The organism is Sphingomonas sanxanigenens DSM 19645 = NX02 (genome assembly GCF_000512205.2).
GTDB classification, from domain to species: domain Bacteria; phylum Pseudomonadota; class Alphaproteobacteria; order Sphingomonadales; family Sphingomonadaceae; genus Sphingomonas_D; species Sphingomonas_D sanxanigenens.
Map to the genome: position 1 here is coordinate 297,204 of NZ_CP006644.1, position 21,530 is coordinate 318,733.

The 21,530-nt window shown below is 69.5% G+C and carries 20 protein-coding genes; 4 read left to right on the plus strand and 16 right to left on the minus strand.

Annotated features, from left to right (window positions below):
- Positions 1-57 precede the first annotated feature (57 nt).
- The 11 genes from xdhB to NX02_RS01415 all read right to left on the minus strand — a co-directional run bounded on the left by xdhB (position 58) and on the right by NX02_RS01415 (position 13,084).
- Positions 58-2,382, minus strand: coding sequence for a xanthine dehydrogenase molybdopterin binding subunit (gene xdhB / locus NX02_RS01365; protein WP_025290426.1), 2,325 nt, complete (start codon positions 2,380-2,382; stop codon positions 58-60).
- On the minus strand, positions 2,375-3,808 hold the full coding sequence (gene xdhA, locus NX02_RS01370) for a xanthine dehydrogenase small subunit (RefSeq protein ID WP_245648730.1): 1,434 nt from the start codon (positions 3,806-3,808) through the stop codon (positions 2,375-2,377). Before xdhA ends, xdhB begins: the two co-directional genes overlap by 8 nt.
- Before the next feature lie 196 nt (positions 3,809-4,004).
- Positions 4,005-4,343: a hydroxyisourate hydrolase gene (gene uraH / locus NX02_RS01375; protein WP_025290428.1), complete on the minus strand. Its 339-nt coding sequence runs from the start codon at positions 4,341-4,343 to the stop codon at positions 4,005-4,007.
- Positions 4,340-5,761, minus strand: a complete 1,422-nt coding sequence (locus tag NX02_RS01380) for an FAD/NAD(P)-binding protein (RefSeq protein ID WP_025290429.1) — start codon at positions 5,759-5,761, stop codon at positions 4,340-4,342. The genes uraH and NX02_RS01380 overlap by 4 nt, the downstream gene beginning before the upstream one ends.
- The gene (gene uraD / locus NX02_RS01385) at positions 5,758-6,231 is read right to left on the minus strand and encodes a 2-oxo-4-hydroxy-4-carboxy-5-ureidoimidazoline decarboxylase (protein WP_025290430.1); all 474 of its coding nucleotides are present in this window, start codon (positions 6,229-6,231) and stop codon (positions 5,758-5,760) included. The genes NX02_RS01380 and uraD overlap by 4 nt, the downstream gene beginning before the upstream one ends.
- Entirely contained in the window at positions 6,228-6,608 is a 381-nt protein-coding gene (hpxZ, locus tag NX02_RS01390) for an oxalurate catabolism protein HpxZ (protein WP_025290431.1), read from the minus strand. Before hpxZ ends, uraD begins: the two co-directional genes overlap by 4 nt.
- Positions 6,605-7,486, minus strand: coding sequence for an allantoinase PuuE (gene puuE / locus NX02_RS01395; protein WP_025290432.1), 882 nt, complete (start codon positions 7,484-7,486; stop codon positions 6,605-6,607). The genes hpxZ and puuE overlap by 4 nt, the downstream gene beginning before the upstream one ends.
- Before the next feature lie 181 nt (positions 7,487-7,667).
- The gene (locus NX02_RS01400; RefSeq protein WP_025290433.1) at positions 7,668-8,903 is read right to left on the minus strand and encodes a pyridoxal-phosphate-dependent aminotransferase family protein; all 1,236 of its coding nucleotides are present in this window, start codon (positions 8,901-8,903) and stop codon (positions 7,668-7,670) included.
- The gene (locus NX02_RS01405; RefSeq protein ID WP_158013857.1) at positions 8,896-10,149 is read right to left on the minus strand and encodes an allantoate amidohydrolase; all 1,254 of its coding nucleotides are present in this window, start codon (positions 10,147-10,149) and stop codon (positions 8,896-8,898) included. Before NX02_RS01405 ends, NX02_RS01400 begins: the two co-directional genes overlap by 8 nt.
- Complete coding sequence (locus NX02_RS01410; RefSeq protein ID WP_025290435.1) at positions 10,146-11,726, minus strand: gamma-glutamyltransferase family protein; 1,581 nt, start codon at positions 11,724-11,726, stop codon at positions 10,146-10,148. The genes NX02_RS01405 and NX02_RS01410 overlap by 4 nt, the downstream gene beginning before the upstream one ends.
- On the minus strand, positions 11,726-13,084 hold the full coding sequence (locus NX02_RS01415; protein ID WP_039996344.1) for an NCS2 family permease: 1,359 nt from the start codon (positions 13,082-13,084) through the stop codon (positions 11,726-11,728). Before NX02_RS01415 ends, NX02_RS01410 begins: the two co-directional genes overlap by 1 nt.
- Positions 13,085-13,269: 185 nt before the next feature.
- On the opposite strand from NX02_RS01415, the gene NX02_RS01420 reads away from it, so the two are divergent.
- The gene (locus NX02_RS01420) at positions 13,270-13,689 is read left to right on the plus strand and encodes a hypothetical protein (protein WP_025290437.1); all 420 of its coding nucleotides are present in this window, start codon (positions 13,270-13,272) and stop codon (positions 13,687-13,689) included.
- Positions 13,690-13,774: 85 nt separating this feature from the next.
- Here NX02_RS01420 and NX02_RS01425 read toward each other — a convergent pair whose 3' ends face one another.
- Positions 13,775-15,082 (minus strand): replication-associated recombination protein A, encoded by a 1,308-nt coding sequence (locus tag NX02_RS01425; protein ID WP_025290438.1) that lies wholly within the window; start codon positions 15,080-15,082, stop codon positions 13,775-13,777.
- A gap of 174 nt (positions 15,083-15,256) precedes the next feature.
- Between NX02_RS01425 and NX02_RS01430 the strand changes: the two genes are divergently transcribed.
- Positions 15,257-15,805 carry a PadR family transcriptional regulator gene (locus tag NX02_RS01430; protein WP_039996978.1) on the plus strand — a complete coding sequence of 183 codons (549 nt, stop codon included), beginning with the start codon at positions 15,257-15,259 and terminating at the stop codon, positions 15,803-15,805.
- Complete coding sequence (locus tag NX02_RS01435; RefSeq protein ID WP_039996345.1) at positions 15,805-16,125, plus strand: DUF2218 domain-containing protein; 321 nt, start codon at positions 15,805-15,807, stop codon at positions 16,123-16,125. The genes NX02_RS01430 and NX02_RS01435 overlap by 1 nt, the downstream gene beginning before the upstream one ends.
- 70 nt (positions 16,126-16,195) lie before the next feature.
- Here NX02_RS01435 and NX02_RS01440 read toward each other — a convergent pair whose 3' ends face one another.
- From NX02_RS01440 to NX02_RS01455, 4 genes are all read right to left on the minus strand, one after another.
- Positions 16,196-17,377 (minus strand): glycosyltransferase family 4 protein, encoded by a 1,182-nt coding sequence (locus tag NX02_RS01440; protein ID WP_025290441.1) that lies wholly within the window; start codon positions 17,375-17,377, stop codon positions 16,196-16,198.
- Positions 17,378-17,455: 78 nt separating this feature from the next.
- On the minus strand, positions 17,456-17,872 hold the full coding sequence (locus NX02_RS01445) for a DUF192 domain-containing protein (protein WP_053000733.1): 417 nt from the start codon (positions 17,870-17,872) through the stop codon (positions 17,456-17,458).
- Between the two features lie 55 nt (positions 17,873-17,927).
- Complete coding sequence (locus tag NX02_RS33990) at positions 17,928-18,731, minus strand: cold-shock protein (RefSeq protein WP_342671292.1); 804 nt, start codon at positions 18,729-18,731, stop codon at positions 17,928-17,930.
- The gene (locus NX02_RS01455; protein ID WP_039996346.1) at positions 18,679-19,239 is read right to left on the minus strand and encodes a RecX family transcriptional regulator; all 561 of its coding nucleotides are present in this window, start codon (positions 19,237-19,239) and stop codon (positions 18,679-18,681) included. Before NX02_RS01455 ends, NX02_RS33990 begins: the two co-directional genes overlap by 53 nt.
- A gap of 168 nt (positions 19,240-19,407) precedes the next feature.
- Between NX02_RS01455 and NX02_RS01460 the strand changes: the two genes are divergently transcribed.
- On the plus strand, positions 19,408-21,135 hold the full coding sequence (locus NX02_RS01460) for a fatty acyl-AMP ligase (protein ID WP_025290444.1): 1,728 nt from the start codon (positions 19,408-19,410) through the stop codon (positions 21,133-21,135).
- Positions 21,136-21,530: the final 395 nt, after the last annotated feature.

The following is a 21,530-nucleotide window of genomic DNA, read 5'->3' on the forward strand; positions in this document are numbered from 1 at the left end:
CAACGCTGCCCCACCCCTTTCCCCTCCCCTGAAGGGGAGGGGGGCAAACTGCGCCACTCACCCACGCCGCCGCAGCGCCTCGATCGCCATCAGCACGCGTTCCGGCGTTGCCGGCGCATCCAGATCCGGCAATCCCTTGCCGGGCACCGCCGCGGCCACGGCATGGGTCAGCGCCGACAGCACCGAGATCGCCAGCATCAAGGGCGGTTCGCCCACCGCCTTGGAGCGGTGGATCGTCGCCTCGGCGTTGCGGCCGCGCTCCCACAGCCGGATGGTCATCCGTGCCGGGCGGTCGGAGGCGGTGGGGATCTTGTAGGTGGAGGGGGCGTGGGTGAGCAACCGGCCGTCGTCCGCGAACACCAGTTCCTCGGTGGTCAGCCAGCCCATGCCCTGGATGAAGCCGCCCTCGACCTGCCCCAGGTCGATCGCCGGGTTCAGCGAGCGGCCGACATCGTGGAGGATGTCCACCGCCAGCACCTTGTGCTCGCCGGTCAGCGTATCGATCACCACCTCGCTCAGCGCCGCGCCATAGGCGAAATAGAGGAACGGGCGGCCGCTGTGCGTCGCGCGGTCGTAATGGATCCTGGGCGTCGCGTAGAAGCCGGTGGCGGAGAGCGAGACGCGGCCGAGATGCGCCATCCGGCACAGCGCGTCGAACGGCAGGATCTCGTCGCCGGCGACCACGCCATCGGGCGTAAAGCGCACCGAACCGGCATCGCAGCCGAATTTTTCCGCCGCGAACGCCGCCAGCCGCTCACGCACCGTCTGCGCTGCGTTGAACGCCGCCATCCCGTTGAGGTCGGCGCCCGAGGAGGCGGCGGTGGCGGAGGTGTTGGGCACCTTGTCGGTGCGGGTCGAGGTTACCCGCACGCGCTCGACGGGCACCTGGAACACCTCGGCGACGATCTGCGCCACCTTCACCATCAGGCCCTGGCCCATCTCGGTGCCGCCATGATTGATCTGGATCGATCCGTCGGCATAGACCAGCACGAGCGCGCCGGCCTGGTTGAGGTGGGTGGTAGTGAAGCTGATCCCGAACTTGACCGGGGTGAGCGCGAGACCCTTCTTCAGGATGCGGTGGCCGGCGTTGAACGCGGCGACCGCCTCGGCACGCGCCGTATAGTCCGCCGCCTCCGCCAGTTCGGCGATCAGTTCGGGCGCGACATTGTCCTCCACGGTCATGCCATAGGGCGTCACGTCGCGCCCCGGCCCATAGAGATTGGCCTGCCGCACCGCCAGCGGATCGCGGCCGAGACGGGCGGCGATCGCATCCATCACCCGCTCGATCCCGACCATGCCCTGCGGCCCGCCGAAACCGCGAAACGCGGTATCGGAGACGGTGTTGGTCTTCAGCCGGTGCGAGAGAATCTCGACCGCGGGGAAATAATAGCTGTTGTCCGAATGGAACATCGCGCGGTCGTTGATCGCCGGCGACAGGTCGGTGGTGGCGCCGCAGCGCGATGCGAGCTCCAGCCTGATGCCGGCGATGCGGCCGGCATCGTCGAAGCCGACATCATAGTCGATCTCGAAGGCGTGGCGCTTGCCCGTCATCACCATGTCGTCGTCGCGGTCGGCGCGGACCTTGACCGGGCGGCCGGTGCGCGTGGCGGCCAGCGCGCACGCCACGGCGAAGGCGGCGGCCTGGGTTTCCTTGCCGCCGAACGCCCCGCCCATCCGCCGCACCTCGACGGTCACGTCGGCATGGCTGCGGCCGAGCACCTTGGCGATCAGGTGCTGGATCTCGCTCGGATGCTGGGTGGAACTGAGCACATGGACCTGTCCATCCTCGCCGGGAAGGGCGAGCGCGGCCTGGCCTTCGAGGTAGAAATGCTCCTGCCCGCCCATCGCGATGCGGCCGGCGAGGCGGTGCGGGGCGGCGTCGAGCGCGGCGGGCACGTCGCCGCGGCCCATGCGCTGGCTGGGCTCGATCAGCGATCCCGCCGCGCGCGCCGCGGCGATCGTCAGCAGCGCGGGGAGGGGCGTATAGTCGACCTTCGCCAGCCGCGCGGCGACGCGCGCCGCCTTGGTGCTGGTGGCGACCACGGCGAACAGCGGCTGGCCGACATAGAGCGCGCTGCCCTCGGCGAACAGGCGGTCGTCCCCAGCGAACGGGCTGACATCGTTGACGCCGGGGATGTCAGCCGCGGTGAAGATGGCGACGACACCGGGCGCGGCGCGCACCGCGTCGAGGTCGATCGCCTCGATCCGCGCATGCGCCTGCGTCGAGAGGCCGAAGGCGAGGTGCAGCGTGCCCGGCGCCTCGGGCATGTCGTCGACATAGCGCGCGGTGCCGGCGACATGCGCCCCGGCGCTGTCATGGCGCAGCGGCGCGGCGACGAAGCCGGTACCGGCGCCGGGGCGGGGGATGTCGGCCTCAGCCACAGGCGAGCACGCTGACCGGTTCGGCCGGCGCTTCCCATTCGGCCCACAGCCGCCGCAGCAGATTGGCGGCGACGAGGCGGCGATAATCGGCCGATCCGCGCAGGTCCGACAGCGGCTGATAGTCTTCGGCAAGCGCCGCGGCGGCGGCCTCGACGCTGGCCGCGCTCCAGGGCTGGCCGATCAGCGCCGCCTCGCAACCGCTTGCCCGCGCCGGCACGCCGGCCATGCCGCCGAAGGCGATGCGGGCGTCGGTGACGGTGCCGTCGGCGATGGTCAGCGCGAACGCGCCGCACACCGCGGAAATGTCGCTGTCGAAGCGCTTGGACACTTTGACGATGCGGATCAGCGCGTCGGGGGCGGGGCGGGGGACGTGGACGCTCTCGACGAAGTCGCCGGGCTGGCGATCCTGCCGGCCGTAGCGGATGAAGAAATCCTCCAGCTTCAGCGTCCGCCGGGTATCGCCGCGCCGCAGCGTTACCGTCGCCCCCAGCGCGATCAGCGCGGGCGGCATGTCGCCGATAGGCGAGCCGTTGGCGATGTTGCCGCCGATCGTGCCGGCGTTGCGCACCTGCAGCCCGGCGATGCGGCGGACGAGTTCGCCGAGGTCCGGATGGAGCCGCGCCAGCGCTTCATGCGCCTCGGCATAGCGAACGCCCGCGCCGATGGTGAGCCCGCTCCCGTCCTCGACGATGGTCCTGAGATCGGCGATGTCGGCGATGAAGATCAGCGTTTCGAGCACGCGATGCTGCTTGGTCACCCACAGCCCGACATCGGTCGCGCCGGCGACGATCCCTGCATCCGGATGCTCCAGCAGCAGCGCGGCGAGATCGTCGGCGGTCTGCGGCACATAGGCACGGCGTTCGCCGCCGGTCAGCGGATCGGCGTAGCGGATCGCGGTCGTGCGCTGGATGTCGGCGAGCCGCCGCGCGGTTTCGGCATCGTCGCGCGGCGCGATCGCCAGCGCCTCGCCGGCGGCGAGGATCGGGCCATAGCCGGTGCAGCGGCAGAGATTGCCGCCGATGACGTCGGCCACCGCGGTGCCGCGGGTGCCGCAGGCGCCGATGCTGCGGCCGTAGAGCGACATCACGAAACCCGGCGTGCAGAAGCCGCATTGCGATCCATGGTCGTCGGCCATCGCCTGCTGCACCGGATGGAGCATGCCGTCGCGGCACAGGCTCTCGACGGTGAGCAGCGCCTTGCCGTCGAGCATCGGCAGGAACAGGATGCAGGCATTGACCGCGCGCCATGCGACGGCGCCGTCTTCGAGCGTGCCGAGCAGCACGGTGCAGGCCCCGCAGTCGCCCTCGGCACAGCCTTCCTTGGTGCCCGTGCGACCGAGCCGGTAGCGCAGCAGGTCGAGGACGGTGCCGGTCGGGTCGACCGGGTCGATGGTGACGAGGTCATCGTCGAGGAGGAAGCGGATCATGATCGTCCTCCCCGGAACGGGGAGGATCTTAGCCCCTCCCCTTCAGGGGAGGGGTTGGGGTGGGGGCGAGCGAAGCGAGCCTCCGGCAACGCCGGAAAGAGCGCCGCCGGGGGCATTGAGCCCCCGCCGCCGCTCCCCACCCCCGTCCCCTCCCCTGAAGGGGAGGGGCTTGATGCCCGGTGCTTCACGCCACTCATCAGCTCCCCCTGTAGGTCGAGTAGCCAAACGGCGAGACCAGCAGCGGCACATGATAATGCCCCGCCGGCTCGGCCACGCCGAAATCGATCGCGACCACATCGAGGAACGGGGGCTCGGGCAGCACGATGCCCTGCGCGCGGAAATAGGCCGCCACCGAGAATTCGATGCGGTAGCGGCCTTTCCGCAGTTCGGTCTCGTTCATCAGCCCCGGGCAGCGGCCATCCTCGTTGGTCGCGCCGCGGAACACCGCCTCGCCCTCATGATAGAGCGTCAGCGCCACGCCTGCCGCGGGCCGGCCGTGGGTGGTGTCGAGCACATGGGTGGTGAGGCCGGTCATCGCGCCGCCTCCCGCGCGCCGCGGGGCCGCCATTCGGCGAGGAATTCGGGTTCGGCATAAGCGAAATAGGCGGCGAGGATCTCGTCGCGATCGTCGAGGAAGAGCTGGTCGGCGATCGCCGAAACCAGCCGTGGCAGCGCATGGTCGAGGCCGGACAGCGCGGCGGCGGACAGCCCCATGCTGACGAGCGCCGAATAGTTGAACGCGAACAGGCCGTGCAGCGCCGCCGCATCGCCGGGCTCACGCGGCAGGAACTGGAAGCCCGGCCCGAGATAGGGATGCGCCTCGATCAGCGGATTGCGCACGCCGTCGTCGGCGACGTGGCGGTCGCCCCAGCGCGCGATGCGGCTTTCGACCAGCGCCAGTTCGGGGCGCAGCGCCGGATCGGTGACGAGCCCGGTCGAGAGGATCAGGAAGTCGTAGGTGAAGCGGCCATTGGGCGTCGTCACCGCCACCGCGCCGTCCGCGGTCTGCTCGACCGCGGTCCACGGGCTGCCGAGGTGGAGGTGAAACCCAGCGAATGTCGCCGCACGCTCGAACATGTCGGTGGTCGGCGGCTGGTTGCGATCGAAGAAGGACGCCATCACCGCATATTTCGCGCCATCGTCGAGCGCGGGGAAACGCCGCGTCATGCCCGCGCGCTCCATGAAGCGGATGGGGTTGATCCGCGGCATGTCCTTGCGGCGCATGAAGACATGGACATGGCCGACGCCCGCCTCGAGCGCGGCGGTGGCATTGTCGAACGCCGAGGCGCCGCCGCCGAGAACCGCGATGCGGCCGCCTGCGAGCCAGCCGAAATCGATCGGCTCGGACGAGTGCGCATAGAGGTCGCGGGGCAGCGCCGCGATCATCGCCGGCGTGTGCCATTGCCCGCCGCCCTGGATGCCGGTGGCGAGCACGACCTTGCGCGCGCGCAGCGTCTCGCCATCGGCGAGCCTGACGAGATGGAGCCCGCCATGCGGCTCGATCAGGCCGACCCGCGCGTCGTTGCGCACCGGCAGCGCCAGCACCCGGCGATACCAGCGCAGATATCCCATCCAGTCGCCGCGCGGGATCTTGTCGAGCGCATCCCAGCCGTCGCGGCCATGCTGCGCTTCGTACCAGGCGCGGAACGACAGCGCGGGCAGGCCCTGCTCGATCGTCGAGAGATGCTTGGGCGTGCGCAAGGTGCGCATCCGCGCATAGGTGTCCCACGGGCCTTCATAGCCCGCCGGGTTCTCGTCGAGGATCAGGATGTTGCCGATCCGCTCGCGCATCAGCCCGAACGCCGCGCCGAGCCCGCTCTGGCCGCCGCCGACGATGATCACGTCATAGACATGGCCATCGGGATGCGACATCGGCGCGAGCCAGTCCGGCTCGCCCCAGTTGAGCTGCGCGAGGTCATGCGCCAGGCGCGCTTCGAGGTCGGCGAGGCTCATGCCGGCGTCTCCAGCCGCAGCCGCACGATCTCACCGATTTCGGCGATCGCGGTTGCGATCTCGGCCTCGCGGTCATTGTCGAGGCGCCGTTGCATCGCGGTCAATATGCCTGCCTTGTTGGTCCGCCGGACGCAGATGATGAAAGGAAAGCCGAACCGCGCGCGATAGGCGGCGTTCAGCGCATGGAAGCGATCATATTCCTCGCGCGTGAGCCGGTCGAGCCCCGCGGACGCCTGCTCGGCGGCGGAGGACTCGGTCAGGCTGCCGTCGATCGCGGCCTTGCCGGCCAGTTCGGGGTGCGCGCGGATCAGCGCGAGCTGCTCGCCGCGCGTCGCTTCCTGCACCACGCTCATCAGCCCGGCATGGAGGTCCGCGAAGGGCAGGCGCGCCGCGGCGCGCTCCACCACCCACGGGCTATGCTCGAACAGTCCGCCATAGCGGTCGACGAAAGCGGTGCCGTCCTGCGTCACGAGGTGCTGCCCTCGAGCGAGACATGCGCGGAGACGACCTTCCAGCCATCGGGAAAGCGCACCCAGGTCTGGCTCTGGCGGCCGCGCCGATCGCTGCCCTCGCGGAAGAACTCGACATTGGCGGTGGCGAGGTCGCTGCCATAGGTGGCGATCGCCAGCCGGCCGAGCCTGCGCTGCGGCGATCCGCCGCGACCCTTGCGGAATGCGCGGATCTCCTCGATCCCGTAGAGCACCTCGCCGACGCCGTAGCGCACGGTGGTGGGGCTGTGGTGGAACAGCGCGTCCATCGCCGGGATATCGTCTTCCATCAGCGCGCGCTCATAGGCCATGAAGGCGGCGGTCACTTCGGCGACGATGGCGGGGTCGTTCAGGGTCATGCGGGGTGGGTCTCCAGCCAGTGGCGGGCGATGTCGATGCGGCGCGCGATCCACGCGTCGCCGCTCGCCAGCACATGATCGAGGAAGCGGGCAACGGCCCGCGCGCGCGCCGGGCGGCCGGCGATGCGGCCATGCAGCCCGATCGACATCATCCGGCCGCCTTCCTCGCGGAGCTGGTCGAACGTGTCGCGCAGATAGCGGAAGAATTGCTCGCCCTCGGTGAAGCCGTTGAGCGCGACCATCTTCATGTCGTTGGCGTCGAGCGAATAGGGCACGATCAGCTGCGCCCGGCCGTGCGTCCGGTCGTAATAGGGCAGGTCGTCGGCATAGCTGTCCGCATCATAGACGAACCCGCCCTCCTCGGCGACGAGGCGGGCGGTGTCGGGCGAGGTGCGGCCCTGGTACCAGCCGAGCGGGCGGCTGCCGGTGACGCGCCGGTGCGTCTCGATCGCGCGGGCGATATGCGCGCGCTCCAGCGCCTCCCCGGCATATTGATAGTCGATCCAGCGATAGCCGTGGCTGGCGATTTCCCAGCCGGCGGCGAGCATCGCCTCGACCGCGGCCGGGTTCATCTCCATCGCCAGCGCGACGCCGAAGACGGTGACGGGCACCTGCCGTTCGGTGAACAGCCGGTGCAGCCGCCAGAAGCCGGCGCGGCTGCCATATTCGTAGAGGCTCTCCATCGCCATCGCACGCGCGGGATGGCTGGCGGCACCGACCATGTCGGAGAGGAAGGCCTCGGAGCCCTTGTCGCCGTTGAGGACGCTGTTTTCGGCGCCTTCCTCATAGTTGATGACGAACTGCACCGCGACGCGGGCGCGGTTCGGCCAGCGCGGGTCGGGCGGGGTGGCGCCGTAGCCGACGAGATCGCGGGTCATCGTGACCACCCCTCTCCCCTCCGGGGAGAGGATGGGAGAGGGGCAGATCGTGCGTAGCGCGATCTGCGGGATGCCGTCAGGCAGCCCGGTGCCGGGTATGACGACGCTGTACGCTCCGCGCGACTGCCCCTCTCCCCGGCCCTCTCCCCGGAGGGGAGAGGGAGAAGAACTTTAGCCACCCTCATCCCCACGCCTCCAGCGCCGCATCGACGCCGGCGCCGGCCGGCGCCTTATATCCCTCCGCGCGCAGCACCGCTTCCAGTGCGCCGAGCGTGATCAGCACCTTGTGCTTCATCGCGTTGTAGCCCATCGCGCCGATCCGCCAGACCTTGCCCGCCAGCGGCCCGAAGGCGGTGCCGATCTCGATCTCGAAATCCTCGCGCATCCTCAGGCGCACGCGCTCGCCATCGACGCCTTCGGGGATGTAGATGCCGGTGACGTTGGCCATGCGATGGCGATCGTCGCCGAACACGGTCAGCCCCAGCGCGCGGGCGCCGGCGGTGACGGCGCGGCCGGCGGCGGCGTGGCGGGCGTAGCGCGCCTCCAGCCCCTCGCCGAGCGCGACGCGCGCGCATTCGCGGGCGCCGTAGAGCATCGTCGTCGCCTCGGTATGGTGGTTGAGGCGCTTCTCGCTCCAATAATCCATCACCATCGCGAGGTCGAAATAGTTGGAGGCGATGCGCGGGCCGGGGCCCGCCACCAGATCGTCGCGGGCGATGCCGCGCTCGACATGGCGGCGCTCGAAGATATGCGCGGCGGCGCGGTCGGAGACGGTGATCGGCGCCGAGCCGGAGGGGCCGCCGAGGCATTTCTGCAGCCCGCCGGTGACGACGTCGACGCCCCAGCGGTCAACCGCCAGCGCCATGCCGCCGATCGTCGCGGTGGCGTCGACATAGGAAAAGGCACCCGCCGCTGCCGCCAGCGCGCCGATGCCGTCGAGCGGTTGCGCCATCGTCGTCGAGGTGTCGCCATGCACCGAGGCGACGAGGCGCGGGCCGGTGCGGGCGATCGCGGCCTCCACCGCTTCCAGCGGCACGACCTCGCCCCACGGCACCGAGAGCATCTCCACCGTCGCGCCGATCCGCTCGCCGATCTCGCGCAGAAGCAGCCCGAAACGGCCGAAATCGATCACCAGCATCGTCTCGCCGGGCGCGACGAGGCTGACCAGAGCCGCCTCGATGCCGGCGCGCGCGGTGCCGTCGACCAGGAAGGTCCAGCGATTCTCCGTGCCGAAGAGCGGCCGGTAGAGCGCCATCACCTGCTCCATATAGCCGGTCATCTCCGGATCGAACTGGCCGAGCAGGTCTGCGGACATCGCGCGCAGCACGCGCGGATGCGCGTTGACCGGGCCGGGGCCCATCAGCAGCCGCTGGGGCGGATCGATCTCACCGAACAGGAAGGGGTCGAGGTCAGGCAAAGCGCTCTCCAAGCCGATCGATGAAGCCGAGCATAACCGCCAATACGATCTCGGCATCGGCAGGATCGACCCGCTCGGCGGGGTTGTGGCTGATGCCGCCCGCACAGCGCAGGAACAGCATCACCGTCGGGCATAGCGATGCCATGATCATCGCGTCATGCCCAGCGCCGCTGACGAGCCGGCGGACGGGCTGACCCGCCGCTTCGGTCGCTTCGTCGAGCAGGTCCATCAGCATCGGGTCGGACGGTGCTGCCGGCAGGTCGTGGATCAGGGTGCTGGTCAGTTCGACGCCGCGGCGGTCCGCGATCGCGCGGATGTCGCCGAGGATCGCCGCCGCGGCGGCGTCGCGCCGGTCGGCCTCGCCCGCGCGAACGTCGATGGTGAAGGCGACCCGGCCGGGGATGACGTTGGGGGCGCCCGGCGCGACCTCCAGCTTGCCCACGGTCGCGACCAGATCCGACGCCGCCGCACGCGCAACGCGCTCGACCGCAAGGACCATCTCCGCCGCCGCCGCCAGCGCGTCGCGGCGCAGCGGCATCGACGCGGTGCCGGCATGGCCCGCCAGACCCTCGACGACGACCTGATAGCGGTGCTGCGCGGCGATGCCGGTGACGGTGCCGACCGCGCGGCCTTCCGCTTCCAGCACCGGCCCCTGCTCGATATGCGCCTCCAGATAGGCGATCGTCGAACCCGCCGGCCGCGCCGCACCGCGCATGCCGCCATGGCCGCGCAGCGAGAACAGGCCGAGCGCCGCGCCCAGCGTCACGCCGTCGGCATCGGCCATGTCGAACGGCATCCGTTCGAGCGTGCCGGCCACCGCGCGGCTGGTGAGCATCGCCGCGGGGAAGCGCGATCCTTCCTCGTCGCCGAAGGCGATCACCTCGATCGCGAAGGGCAGGCGGCGGCCCGCGGCAGCGAGCGCCGCCACCGCCTCGATGCCGAGCATCACCCCCAGCGGCCCGTCATAGGCGCCGCCATCGCGCACGCTGTCGACATGGCTGCCGATCAGCAGCGCCGGCGCCGCGGGATCGATGCCGTCATAGCGACCGATGAGGTTCGCCGCGGCGTCGATATGGACGGTCATCCCCGCTTCGCGCATCCACACCGCGATCGTCTCCAGCGCGGCAGCGTGCGCCGGCGTCAGATAGGCGCGGAACAGCATGTCGGCGGCGCTGCTGTAGGGCGGGCGCGCCAGCAGGTCGCAGCGCGCGACCGCGCGCGAACCACCGGCTGCGCCCTGGCTCACCACGCGGCGACCGCCCCGTCGCTGCGCGGATCGGTCGCGCCCTCGAACTGGCCGTCCGGGTGGCGGACGATCGCGCCGGCATGGCCCATCGTCGCGGTGAAGGCGGGCAGCAGCTCGACCGCGTGGCCGGCGGCGCGCAGCGCCGCGTACAGCGCCGGATCGAAGCGGTCCTCGAGCTTGAGGCTGGTCGAGTCCTCGCCCCAGGTGCGGCCGAGCAGCCAGCGCGGGCGGGTGATCGCCTCCTGCAGGTTGATGCCGTAGCGGGCATAGCGGCTGAACAGCGCCGCCTGCGTCTGCGGCTGGCCCTCGCCGCCCATCGTGCCATAGGCCATCACCCGCCCGTCGTCGAAGCGGGCGAGCGCCGGATTGAGCGTGTGGAAGGGCTTGCGGCGCGGCTTCAGCGCGTTCCAGCCGGCCTCGGCGAGGCGGAAGCTGGCGCCGCGATTCTGCCAGGTGATGCCGCTGCCGGGAAGCACCAGCCCCGATCCGAACTCGAAATAGGTGCTCTGGATCGCGCTGACGACGCGGCCCTCGGCGTCGGCGGCACCGAACCAGCAGGTGTCGCCCAACTGGCCTGGCTGCGGCCAGGGCAGCGCGCGGGCGGGATCGATCCGGCCCGCCATCGCATCCAGCGCGGCGCGATCGTCGAGCAGCGCCTGCGGGTCGATCGTCATATAGGCGGGGTCGCCGACATGGGTGTCGCGGACGAGGAAGGCCTGCTTGGTCGCCTCGACGAGGCCGTGGACGTGCGCGAAGCCGTCCGCGTCGCCGGCTTCCAGACGGTCGAACAGCGCGAGGATCAGCAGCGAGGCGAGGCCCTGCGTGGGCGGCGTCATGTTGTAGAGCGTGGCGCCGGCGATCTGCGCGGAGAGCGGCACGGGCAGTTCGACGCGGTGCATGGCGAGGTCGGCCGCGGTCACCGGGCTGCCCAGCGCTGCGAGATCGGCGGCGATGTCCGCGGCGAGCGGGCCTTCGTAGAAGCTGCCGAGCCCCTCGTCGGCCAGCCGCCGCAAGGTGGCCGCGAGCAGGGGCTGGCGCAGCAGTTCGCCTTCGACGAGCGGGCGGCCCTCGGGTTCGAAGATGCGCGCCCAGAGGCCGGGCTGGCGGCGCAACTCCGGCCCCTTGGCGGCCGCAATGTCGGCACCCCCGCGCGTAACCGCGACGCCGGCCTCGGCATGGTGGATGGCGTCGCGCAGCAGCCGCTCCAGCGGCAGCATCGCGCGTGTCGCGACGAGCGCGGCCTCCCAGCCGGAGATGGTGCCGGCGACGGTGTTGGCGGCGAGCGGCCCGCGCCACGGCACCGCGGACAGGCCTTCGTAGAGCGCCAGGTCGGCGGCGGAAGCGGCACCGCCGCAGCCGGAGATCGCCTCCACCCGGCCGTCGGGCTCGGCGATCAGCCAGAAACCGTCGCCGCCGATGCTGGTCATGTGCGGATAGACGACGGCGAGCGTCGCGGCGATGGCGACGGTCGCCTCGGCCGCATTGCCGCCGTCCTGCAGGATGGCGAGCCCCGCCTGGGCTGCGAGATGATGGGGTGCGGTCACCATGCCGCGCTGCGATCGTACGGAGTGCAGCATCAGGCGGCCGCCAGCCAGACGAAGCGTGTCACGAACAGCGCGGACAGGATCAACAGGAACCAGTCGCCGCGGCCGATCTTCCCGCGCAGCAGCTTGAGCAGCGCATGCGCGGTGATGCCGAACGCGAGTCCGTTGGCGATGGAAAAGGTGAGGGGGATCAAAGCCACCGTGAGGAAGGCGGGGATCGCCGCCTCGGGATCGTCCCACGCCACCTCGATCAGCGGCGCCATCATCAACGCGCCGACGAGGATCAGCGCCGGCGCGGTCGCGGCGAGCGGGACCAGCTGCGCATAGGGCGCGAAGAAGATCGCGAGCAGGAACAGCACGCCGGTGACGATCGCCGTCAGGCCGGTGCGCCCGCCCGCCTGCACCCCCGCGGCGCTTTCGACATAGGAGGTGACGGTGCTGGTGCCGGCGGTGGCGCCGATCATCGTCGCGATCGAATCGGTCACGAGGATGCGGTTGAGCCGCGGGATGCGGCCATCGGGCCCGATCAGCCCGGCGCGCTTGGTGACCGCCACGAGCGTGCCGAGATTGTCGAACAGGTCGACGAACAGGAACACGAACAGGATCTCGACGATGCCGATGCCGCCCTGCGCGGTGAACACGCCGGCGAGGTCGAGTGCGAAAGCGGTCTCGCCCAGCGCCGCGAAGGAATAGGGGGCGGGCGAGAACTGGACGAGGCCGGCGGCGATGCCCGCGAGCGTCGTCGCGACGATGCCGATCAGCATCGCGCCGCGCACCTTCCACGCGCTCAGCACCGCGATCGCGACCAGCCCGAACAGGGCGAGCGCGGCGCCGCCGGCGCGCAGATCGCCCAGCGCGACGCTGGTCGCCGGGTTGGAGACGACGATGCCGCCGTTCCTGAGGCCGATGAAGCCGATGAACAGGCCGATGCCGCCGGCGACTGCGGCGAACAGGTGCTGCGGGATGGCGGCGACGATCATCTGGCGCACGCCCGCCAGCGTGAGCACGAGGAAGGCGACGCCCGAGACGAACACGCAGCCCAGCGCGACCGGCCAGGGAATGCCCATCTGCTGGACGACGGTGAAGCTGAAATAGGCGTTGAGCCCCATGCCGGGCGCCAGCGCCAGCGGCGTGTTGGCGATGAAGCCCATCATGATGCTGGCGACGCCGGCGGCGAAGCAGGTCGCGGCGGCGACGGCGGCCACCGGCATGCCGGCCTGGCCGAGGATCGCCGGGTTGACGAGGATGATATAGGCCATCGTCAGGAAGGTGGTGACGCCGGCGAGGATCTCGGTGCGCGGCGTGGTGCCGCGTTCGGTCAGCGCGAAGCGGCGCTCCAGCCAGCCGGCGGGTGGCGCATCCTGCATCGCTGATCCTGGCTCAGCCGTCATCAATTCCCCCTGCAGATCGATAGCTCGCCCCTCCCTGGCCGGTCGTTGCCGGACGGCGATGGAACATAACGCCGGTTCGCGCCGTGGGAAGGGGGTGGGTGAAGGGGCCGTTACCGGGGAAATATCGTCGATTCCGGCTGTTTATCCCCCGCGACAAGCGGATCGAACCTCGCTAGAGGGGCGCCATGGCGAAGTCGGCGACAGATGTGATGCAGGAGATCCTGTTCTCCGCGGTGATCGATTCCATCGCGGCGATGAAGATCGCCTCGAAGGGGCTGCCCAACACGCTGCTGCGCGATCTCAACGCGCTGCACGACAATGTGACCTTCGCCGATCTGTCGCCCGAACTGCAGGCGGCGATCGCCACCAACGTCCGCGCCGCGTTCACGCGTCTGCAGAAGGAAGGCTATTCGGTGTCGAGCGGCGCCCCGGTGCAGCCGCGCACGCCGCCGCTGCCGCCCCGCCGCGACACGATGGGCCATGGCGGCCGCGACCGCCGCCCGCCGCCCCCGCCCAAGCGTGACGGCGGGCCGGACGGCAAGGGTGGGGCGCGTCCCGGCGGCGGCGCCGGCCGTCCGCCGCGGGGGCCGCGGCCGAAGAGCTGAGGCTCTTCATTTTCCACCAGTCCCAAAGGGCCAAAGACGTTCGAGACGGTCGCCGAATTGCCCTCTCCCCTTGGGGGAGAGGGCTTTATCCGCGCTCGCCGCGCAGCCGGTTCCAATGGGCGATCCGCTCAGCGATCTTCGCCTCGAACCCGCGCTCGACCGGCGCGTAGAAGGTCTGCGGCGCCATCTCTTCCGGCCAGTAATTGTCGCCCGAAAAGCCGTCTTCGGCGTCATGGTCGTAGGCGTAGTTCTTGCCGTAGCCGATATCCTTCATCAGCCGGGTCGGCGCGTTGAGGATGTTCTTCGGCGGCATCAGCGATCCGGTTTCCTTCGCCGTCTTCCACGCCTTGCCCATCGCCTTGTAGGCGGCGTTGGATTTGGGCGCGGTCGCGCAATAGAGGCAGGCCTGCACGATCGCGAGCTCGCCTTCGGGCGAGCCGAGGAAGTCATAGGCTTCCCTGGCGGCGATGCACTGCACCAGCGCCTGCGGATCGGCGAGGCCGATATCCTCGCTGGCGAAGCGCGTGATCCGCCGCAGCACGTAGAGCGGTTCCTCGCCGGCGGTCAGCATGCGCGCCAGATAATAGAGCGCCGCCTGCGGATCGCTGCCGCGCAACGATTTGTGAAGCGCCGAGATCAGGTTGTAATGCCCCTCGCGGTCCTTGTCGTAGACCGCCATGCGGCGGTGGAGCAGCGCTGAGAGGCCGGCGGCGTCGAGCCTCTCGGCACCCGCCACCGAAAACAGGGTCTCGACCTGGTTGAGCAGGAAGCGCCCGTCGCCATCCGCGCTCGCGACCAGCGCCGCGCGGGCATTCTCGTCGAGCGGCAGCGGCTTTGCCTCGATCGCCTCGGCGCGGGCGAGCAATTCCTCCATCGCCGACGCATCGAGCCGGTTGAGGATCAGCACCTGCGCGCGGCTGAGCAGGGCGGCGTTGAGTTCGAAGCTGGGATTCTCGGTGGTCGCCCCGACCAGCACGACGGTGCCGTCCTCGACATAGGGCAGGAAACCATCCTGCTGCGCGCGGTTGAAGCGGTGGATCTCGTCCACGAACAGCACTGTCTTTTCGCCCATGCGGCGATGGTCGCGCGCCGCGGCGAACACCTTCTTGAGGTCCGCGACGCCGGAAAACACCGCCGAGATCGATTCGAATCGCATGCCCACCGCATCGGCGAGCAGCCGCGCGATCGTCGTCTTGCCCGTGCCCGGCGGCCCCCACAGGATGATCGAGCCGAGCTTTCCCGCCGCGACCATGCGGCCGATCGCGCCGTCCGGCCCGGTCAGGTGACGCTGGCCCACCACTTCTTCGAGCGACTGCGGGCGCAGCCGGTCGGCCAGCGGCCCGGCGGCGGGGGCGGGTATGTCCTGCGGGTCGGGAGCGAAAAGGTCGGCCATGCGATGTTCGATATAGGTTCTCTGGCGCCTGTGGAAAAGTTTGCGCCGTCCATCGCAGGGGTCTTGTATCTTGAAAGCATCAAGATATATCGAATCCATCAACGCAAGATATATCGGAGAAAGATCGAAATGCGTTTTGGAATGGGATATGGGAGCTGGACCGAAGGGTTCGGCATGAAGGAAGGCCCTGGCTTCGGCCATGGCCGTCACGGCCATGGGCGGCATGGCGGCGGGGGCGGCGGCGGCGGCGGTGGCCGCGGTCGTCGCCGGCTGTTCGATGGCGGTGAGTTGAAGCTGGTGCTGCTGCGGCTGATCGCCGACCAGCCGCGCCACGGCTATGACCTCATCCGCGAGGTCGAGGAGCGCACCGGCGGCGCCTATGCGCCGAGCCCGGGCGTGGTCTATCCGACGCTGACGCTGCTCGCCGACATGGGGCTGATCGAGGAGGCCAGCGAAGGCGGTTCGCGCAAGGCGTTCGCGATCACCGGGGCCGGCACCGCGCACCTCGCCGAGAACGAGGCCGACGTTAAGGCCTTGTTCGAGCGGCTCGCATCGCTGAGCGCGATGCGCGAGAAGACCGACGGCGCCCCGATCCGGCGCGCGATGGGCAATATGCGCCAGGTGCTCCACGACCGCCTCAGCCGCGACGATGTCGATGCCGAGACGCTCCACCAGGTTGCCGCGATCCTCGACGATGCGGCGCAGAAGATCGAGAGGCTGTGATGACCAGTGCCATTGCCGACGTACCGACCACCAATGGCAGCCGCTATCTTCAGCAATTGCTGAAGCACTGGTCGCACAATCTCGCGGTCGAGTTCACCACCGAACACGGCACCGTGACCTTCCCCAGGGATGCGCGCGGCGCCGATTATCCGGGCGATGCGGTCGCCACCTTCGATGCGCGCGCGGAGACGCTCGGCGTGCGCATCGATGCGAGCGCGCCCGAGCAGCTCGAAGGGCTGAAGGGCGCGATCGCGCGGCATCTCGACCGGTTCGCGTTTCGCGAGGCGCCGCTGGCATTTGCGTGGCAGGCGGTGGGGTAGGAGGATTCCCCACGCTACCCGCACCACCGCTCGGGACGAACGGCGGACGGGTGGCGCTGCTTGCGGGCGGTTAAGGCACCCGGCTCCGCGCCGGGCCCTTGCCGCCCGCACGGCGCTGGCGAACCAGCCGGACATAGGTGTCGACCAGCTGCTGGTTGACCGCATCCCAGCCGAACCGCACCGTTTCCGCCTCGCCGGCCTTGCCGGCGGCGCGGCGGGCGTCGGGATGTTCGCAATAATAGCGCAGCGCCTCGGCGAAATCGCCGATCGCGCCGGGGGTGACCAGCCGGCCGGAAACGCCGTTGGTAACGAGGCTCTGGCTGCCCGTCGCGATCGCCGCGACCACGGGGATGCCGGTCGCCTTGGCCTCGAGCGTCACATTGCCGAAGGTCTCGGTGACCGAGGGATTGAACAGGATGTCCGAAGAGGCGACCGCGCGGCCGAGGTCGGCGCCGCCCTGGAACCCGACGAACACCGCATCGGGCAGGCGCTTCTCGAACCAGTCGCGCGCCGGGCCGTCGCCGATCACCAGCACCTTGTGACGCACGTTGCGCTTGGCGAGGAGATCGATCGCATCGGAGAAGACGTCGAGCCCCTTCTCCATCACCAGCCGGCCGACGAAAGTGATCACGACATCGTCGGCGGCGATGCCCAGCGATGCGCGCCAGGCGAGATCGCGCCGTGCGGGGGTGAAGATCTCCTTGTCGACACCGCGCGTCCAGATGCCGACATCATAGCTCATGCGCTGATCGCGCAGCAGTTGCGCCATCGATTCGGAGGGCGCGACGATCGCGTCGCAGCGGCGGTAGAAGCGGCGCAGCGCGGCCTCGACGACGGGCTCCATGAAGGCCAGGCCGTAATAGCGCGGATAGGTCTCGAACCGGGTGTGGACGGAGGCGACCACCGGCAGGTTATGCTTGCGCCCATAGCTGACCGCGCGGTGCCCGAGTATCTCGGGGCTGGCGACATGGATCAGATTGGGGGCGAACGCCGCGAGATCGCGCTTGGCGCGCGGCGGGATCATCAGCGGCGCGCGATATTCGCCGCGCCCGGGGAAGGGGAGCGCGGGGATCGGCACGACATCGCCGGTCGGCGGAAAGTCGGGATTCTCGACGACGGGGGAGTAGATGCGCACCGCGGCGCCCTGCCGCAGGAGATAGCCGACAAGGCGGTTCAGCGCCTGGTTCGCGCCATCCCTGACATAGTTGTAGTTGCCGCTGAACAGCGCGATCCGAAGGTCTGAAGTCTCCATTGCGGATGGCCAGATAGTCGGTGCCGCGGGAAAAGACCATCACCCCCGCAGCACCGTTCATCGCCCTCGTCGAAAAGCTCAGCCCGTCCAGCTGACCGTGTCTCCCTCGGCGATGCCGAGTTCGGCGGCGCGGCCCCCGGCCAGTTCGAGCACGGCCGCCACCGGCTCGCCCGACTGCACCGGTTCGAGCGATTCGGGCGTCGTGTTGTCGGCGATCCGCGCAATCGTGCCATCCTTGCGGATGAAGATCATGTCGAGCGGGATGAGCGTGTTCTTCATCCAGAAGCTTGCGGGGCGCGGCGGATCGTAAGGAAAGATCATCCCCCGATCGCCGGCCAGCGACGTGCGGAACATCAGCCCGCGCTCCTGTTCCTCGGGGGTGCGTGCCACCTCGACCGTAAATTTATGCTCGCCTGCCGCGGTCTGGATGCTGAGCGGGACGAACTTCGCGCTCGGTTGGGTGTCGGTCTGGGATCCGGACGTGCAGGCGGTCAGGCTCGCCGCCGCGGAACATGCGACGAGGGCGGCAATAAAGTAACGTACCAACGCTTTACTCCGGTCGGGTAACGACCACTGCGAGCGGGCCCTTGCGGCCCTGGACGATGCGCGCGACCAGTGGCTGATCGGGCTCGACCTCGGCGATCTGACCGCGCCGCAGCGTTTCCATATGCACGAATATATCGGGCGAGCCGTCATCGCGCATCAGGAATCCATAGCCCTTCAGCCGGTTGAACCATTTGACCTTGACGTCCAGCGGCGGCCCCGCGTCCGAAATCAGGCTGACCGGATCGACATGATCGGCCGGGCGCCGGTCGATCGCGTCGGCGTCCGGACCGGTAGCGGTGCTCAGATCGAACGAGACCACGATCGTCGCCTGCATGCCGCGGTCGCGCTGGACCGCCTTGCAAACGACGCGCGTGCCTTCGGGCAGGCTGCGCCGGCCATGATCGCGCAACGCCGAAAAATGAATCAGGATGTCGCCGGCGCCGGGCGTGTCCGGCACCATGAACCCGAATCCGCGCGTCGTATCGAACCATTTGACGAGGCCGCCATGCAGCTCTCCATCGTCGATATCGTCATCTTCCCGATGCCCGCAGCGCGCATCCGCGCCAGAGGATTCATGCAGCCCATCCGAGGTTTCCGGTCGAAAATCGACCATCGCCTCGCGTGGTGGCGATTCAGCGACCTGTTCGTTTCTCATACGCCACTCCCCCAAGCGACTCCTTACTGTAACACGTGCAGGGAGGGGTGTGGAACCTAAACGTAAATTCCTTGTGAACGTCTCCGCTTCGCCGCCGGATTCAATCCGGATCGGCGTCGCCCGGCGCGAGGGCAAGGACGCGCCGCGCCACATCGGGATCGTGCCCCGCGCGCATCAATGCGGCGAAGGCGCGCCGCCGGGCCGCGTCGTCGGGCGGCGCCGACGCGAACGGCCCGATCCGGCGGCGGCGCGCGAAGGCGAGGGCGACCGTCATCGCGGCATCGCCCGCATCCCCGTTTCCGTCCTCGACATCGTCCCGGTCTCCCCGGATCGCCGCATCGGCATCGTCCGCGTCGATGCCGGCGCCCGCGAGCGCGGCGGCGACGCGGCGCCGGCCATAGCCCTTGCGCGTGAGCGCGTTTGCGCGCGCGCGCGCAAAAATCCGGTCGTCGACATAGCCCAGCGCCGCCAGCCGTTCGACGATCGCGGCCACCGGCGGCGCGCCGTCGTCCGCCCAGCCGCGCTGCTCCACCTTGCGATCGAGGTATTGGGAAAGGCGCGCGCGCGTCGTCGCGAACCGCGCGACATAGGCCAGTGCGAGGCGATCGAGGGCCGCGCGATCGAGGGGCGGACGGCGGGATTTGGAGGTAGCCGGAAACACGCGCCACGTTTATGCCACAGTCGGGCCGGAATTAGAACGCTTGTCGTCGGCTAGTACGGCAGGCTTGGATGGTTAATCGGCGGCGGGGGGCCGCCCGGTCGTTAGAGATTGAAAGGGCATCCGAGGATGCTGGAAACGCACGGCTCCGTAAAAGAGAGCGAGGGGATTATGGGCACCTTGTCGCACACGCCCACCGATGATGCGCTGACGCGCCGCTTCTCTGACTTCGCCACGCTCGGCGAGGCGCTGGATTATGCCGCCCGCGGCGTCCGCGGGCTCAATTTCCACGATGCGCGCGGCGGGCTCAAGCGGCCCTATCCGTATAGCGAGCTTCGCGCGGATGCGATCGCGCATGCCTATCGGCTGATCGCGCACGGCATCGTGCCCGGCGATCGCATCGCGCTGGTCGCCGAGACCGCGCCCGAATTCGCCGCCGCCTTTTTCGGCGCGGTCTATGCCGGCGCATGGCCGGTGCCGCTGCCGCTGCCGACCAGCTTCGGCGGCCGCGACGCCTATGTCGATCAGCTCAAGCAGCAGCTCGGCAGTTCCGATGCGCGGATGTTGCTGTTCCCGCAGGAGCTTGCGGCGATGGCGTCGGTCGCAGCCGAGGCCGCGGGCGTGGAAGGCCATGCCTATGAGGCGTTCGCCGAGCGCGCCGCGCCGGAGGCGCCGCTGGCGCAGCCGCAGTCGAGCGACATCGCCTATCTGCAATATTCCAGCGGCTCGACGCGCTTTCCGCATGGGGTGGCGGTGTCGCACAGCGCGCTGCTCGAAAATCTGGCGGCGCATTCGCACGGCATGGAAGTGCGCGAGGGCGATCGCTGCGTCTCGTGGCTGCCCTGGTATCACGACATGGGGCTGGTCGGCTGCCTGCTCTCACCGGTCGCCAACCAGGTATCCGCGGATTACCTGAAGACCGAGGATTTCGCGCGCCGGCCCTTGGCGTGGCTCGACCTGATCACCCGCAACGAGGGCACGACGCTCAGCTATTCGCCGACCTTCGGCTACGACATCTGTGCGCGCCGCATCTCCAGCCAGACCAACATCGCCGATCGCTTCGATCTGTCGCGCTGGCGGGTCGCGGGCAACGGCGCGGACATGATCCGGCCGGACGTGATGCAGGCGTTCGTCGATGCCTATGCCGATGCCGGTTTCAAGGCGTCCGCCTTCCTGCCGAGCTACGGCCTCGCCGAAGCGACGCTGGCGGTCTCGATCATGCCGCCGGGCGAGGGCATCGTCGTCGAGCTGGTCGCCGAGACCGAGCTGTCGGGCGCCGCCGGGCATGAGGATCGCCCGCAGCGTTTCCGCGCGATCGTCAATTGCGGCAAGCCGGCGCGCGGCATGACCGTGGAAATCCGCGAGGAGGATGGCACCCCGCTGCCCGATCGCGCGATCGGCAAGGTGTGGTGCAGCGGCGGTTCGGTGATGGAGGGCTATTTCCGCGACCCCGAGGCGACCGCTGCCTGCATGGTCGATGGCTGGCTGGACACCGGCGACATGGGCTATCTGTCGGATGGCTATGTCTACATCGTCGGCCGCGCCAAGGACATGATCATCGTCAACGGCAAGAATCACTGGCCGCAGGACATCGAATGGGCCGTGGAGCAGCTGCCCGGCTTCAAGGCGGGCGATATCGCCGCCTTCGCGATCACAACCCCGGGCGGCGAGGAAACCCCCGCGGTGCTGGTGCAGTGCCGCACCTCCGACATGGAGGAGCGCGCGCGCCTGCGCGACGAGATCCGGGAGCGGGTGCGATCGATCACCGGCATGAACTGCGTCGTCGAACTGGTGCCGCCGCGCACCTTGCCGCGCACCAGTTCGGGCAAGCTCAGCCGCGCCAAGGCGCGCAACCTCTACCTCTCCGGCGAGATCCAGCCCTACGATCTGGCCGCCTGACGATCTGCCGCCGGCGCGCCCAGCCGGCGGCATCGTCCCTTCGACGATGGCCGAAACAGCCGCCCTGCGCCGCCCCGCGCGGGGCGTCTGCGCGCATGCGTCGTTTTTGTGAAAATTGCGAGCGAATCGCAATTTGCCGCCTGGATCGCCGTGCTTCTTGCGCGTCTGGCCGCCCGATAGGGGGTTTCGGGATCAATATGCGCGCCCAGGCGCTGGACGTGCCGCGCGAATCGTGCAAACCTTCCTCTTGCGGAAGACCGGGAAAGGTGGAAACCTCCAAAACCGGCGCCATTCGAGGGGGAAGAGGATGCCGACCATGTTCACGAAGCTTGACGGACTTGCGAACAACACCTGCTCGATCGCGCTGGCGATCGTGACGATTTACCTCGCCGCGC

Coding starts and splice junctions, on each gene's coding strand:
- NX02_RS01380 (WP_025290429.1), bottom strand. CDS start 5,761: ATGAGCCTCGCCGACCTCGAAGCGCGCCTGGCGCATGACCTCGCGCAG.
- NX02_RS01425 (WP_025290438.1), bottom strand. CDS start 15,082: ATGGCCGACCTTTTCGCTCCCGACCCGCAGGACATACCCGCCCCCGCC.
- hpxZ (WP_025290431.1), bottom strand. CDS start 6,608: ATGACCCTGAACGACCCCGCCATCGTCGCCGAAGTGACCGCCGCCTTC.
- NX02_RS01420 (WP_025290437.1), top strand. CDS start 13,270: ATGGCGAAGTCGGCGACAGATGTGATGCAGGAGATCCTGTTCTCCGCG.
- uraH (WP_025290428.1), bottom strand. CDS start 4,343: ATGACCGGCCTCACCACCCATGTGCTCGACACCACCCACGGCCGGCCC.
- NX02_RS33990 (WP_342671292.1), bottom strand. CDS start 18,731: ATGTGGCGCGGCGCGTCCTTGCCCTCGCGCCGGGCGACGCCGATCCGG.
- xdhA (WP_245648730.1), bottom strand. CDS start 3,808: ATGATCCGCTTCCTCCTCGACGATGACCTCGTCACCATCGACCCGGTC.
- NX02_RS01460 (WP_025290444.1), top strand. CDS start 19,408: ATGGGCACCTTGTCGCACACGCCCACCGATGATGCGCTGACGCGCCGC.
- NX02_RS01410 (WP_025290435.1), bottom strand. CDS start 11,726: ATGCTGCACTCCGTACGATCGCAGCGCGGCATGGTGACCGCACCCCAT.
- NX02_RS01430 (WP_039996978.1), top strand. CDS start 15,257: ATGAAGGAAGGCCCTGGCTTCGGCCATGGCCGTCACGGCCATGGGCGG.
- NX02_RS01415 (WP_039996344.1), bottom strand. CDS start 13,084: ATGACGGCTGAGCCAGGATCAGCGATGCAGGATGCGCCACCCGCCGGC.
- NX02_RS01440 (WP_025290441.1), bottom strand. CDS start 17,377: ATGGAGACTTCAGACCTTCGGATCGCGCTGTTCAGCGGCAACTACAAC.
- NX02_RS01435 (WP_039996345.1), top strand. CDS start 15,805: ATGACCAGTGCCATTGCCGACGTACCGACCACCAATGGCAGCCGCTAT.
- puuE (WP_025290432.1), bottom strand. CDS start 7,486: ATGACCCGCGATCTCGTCGGCTACGGCGCCACCCCGCCCGACCCGCGC.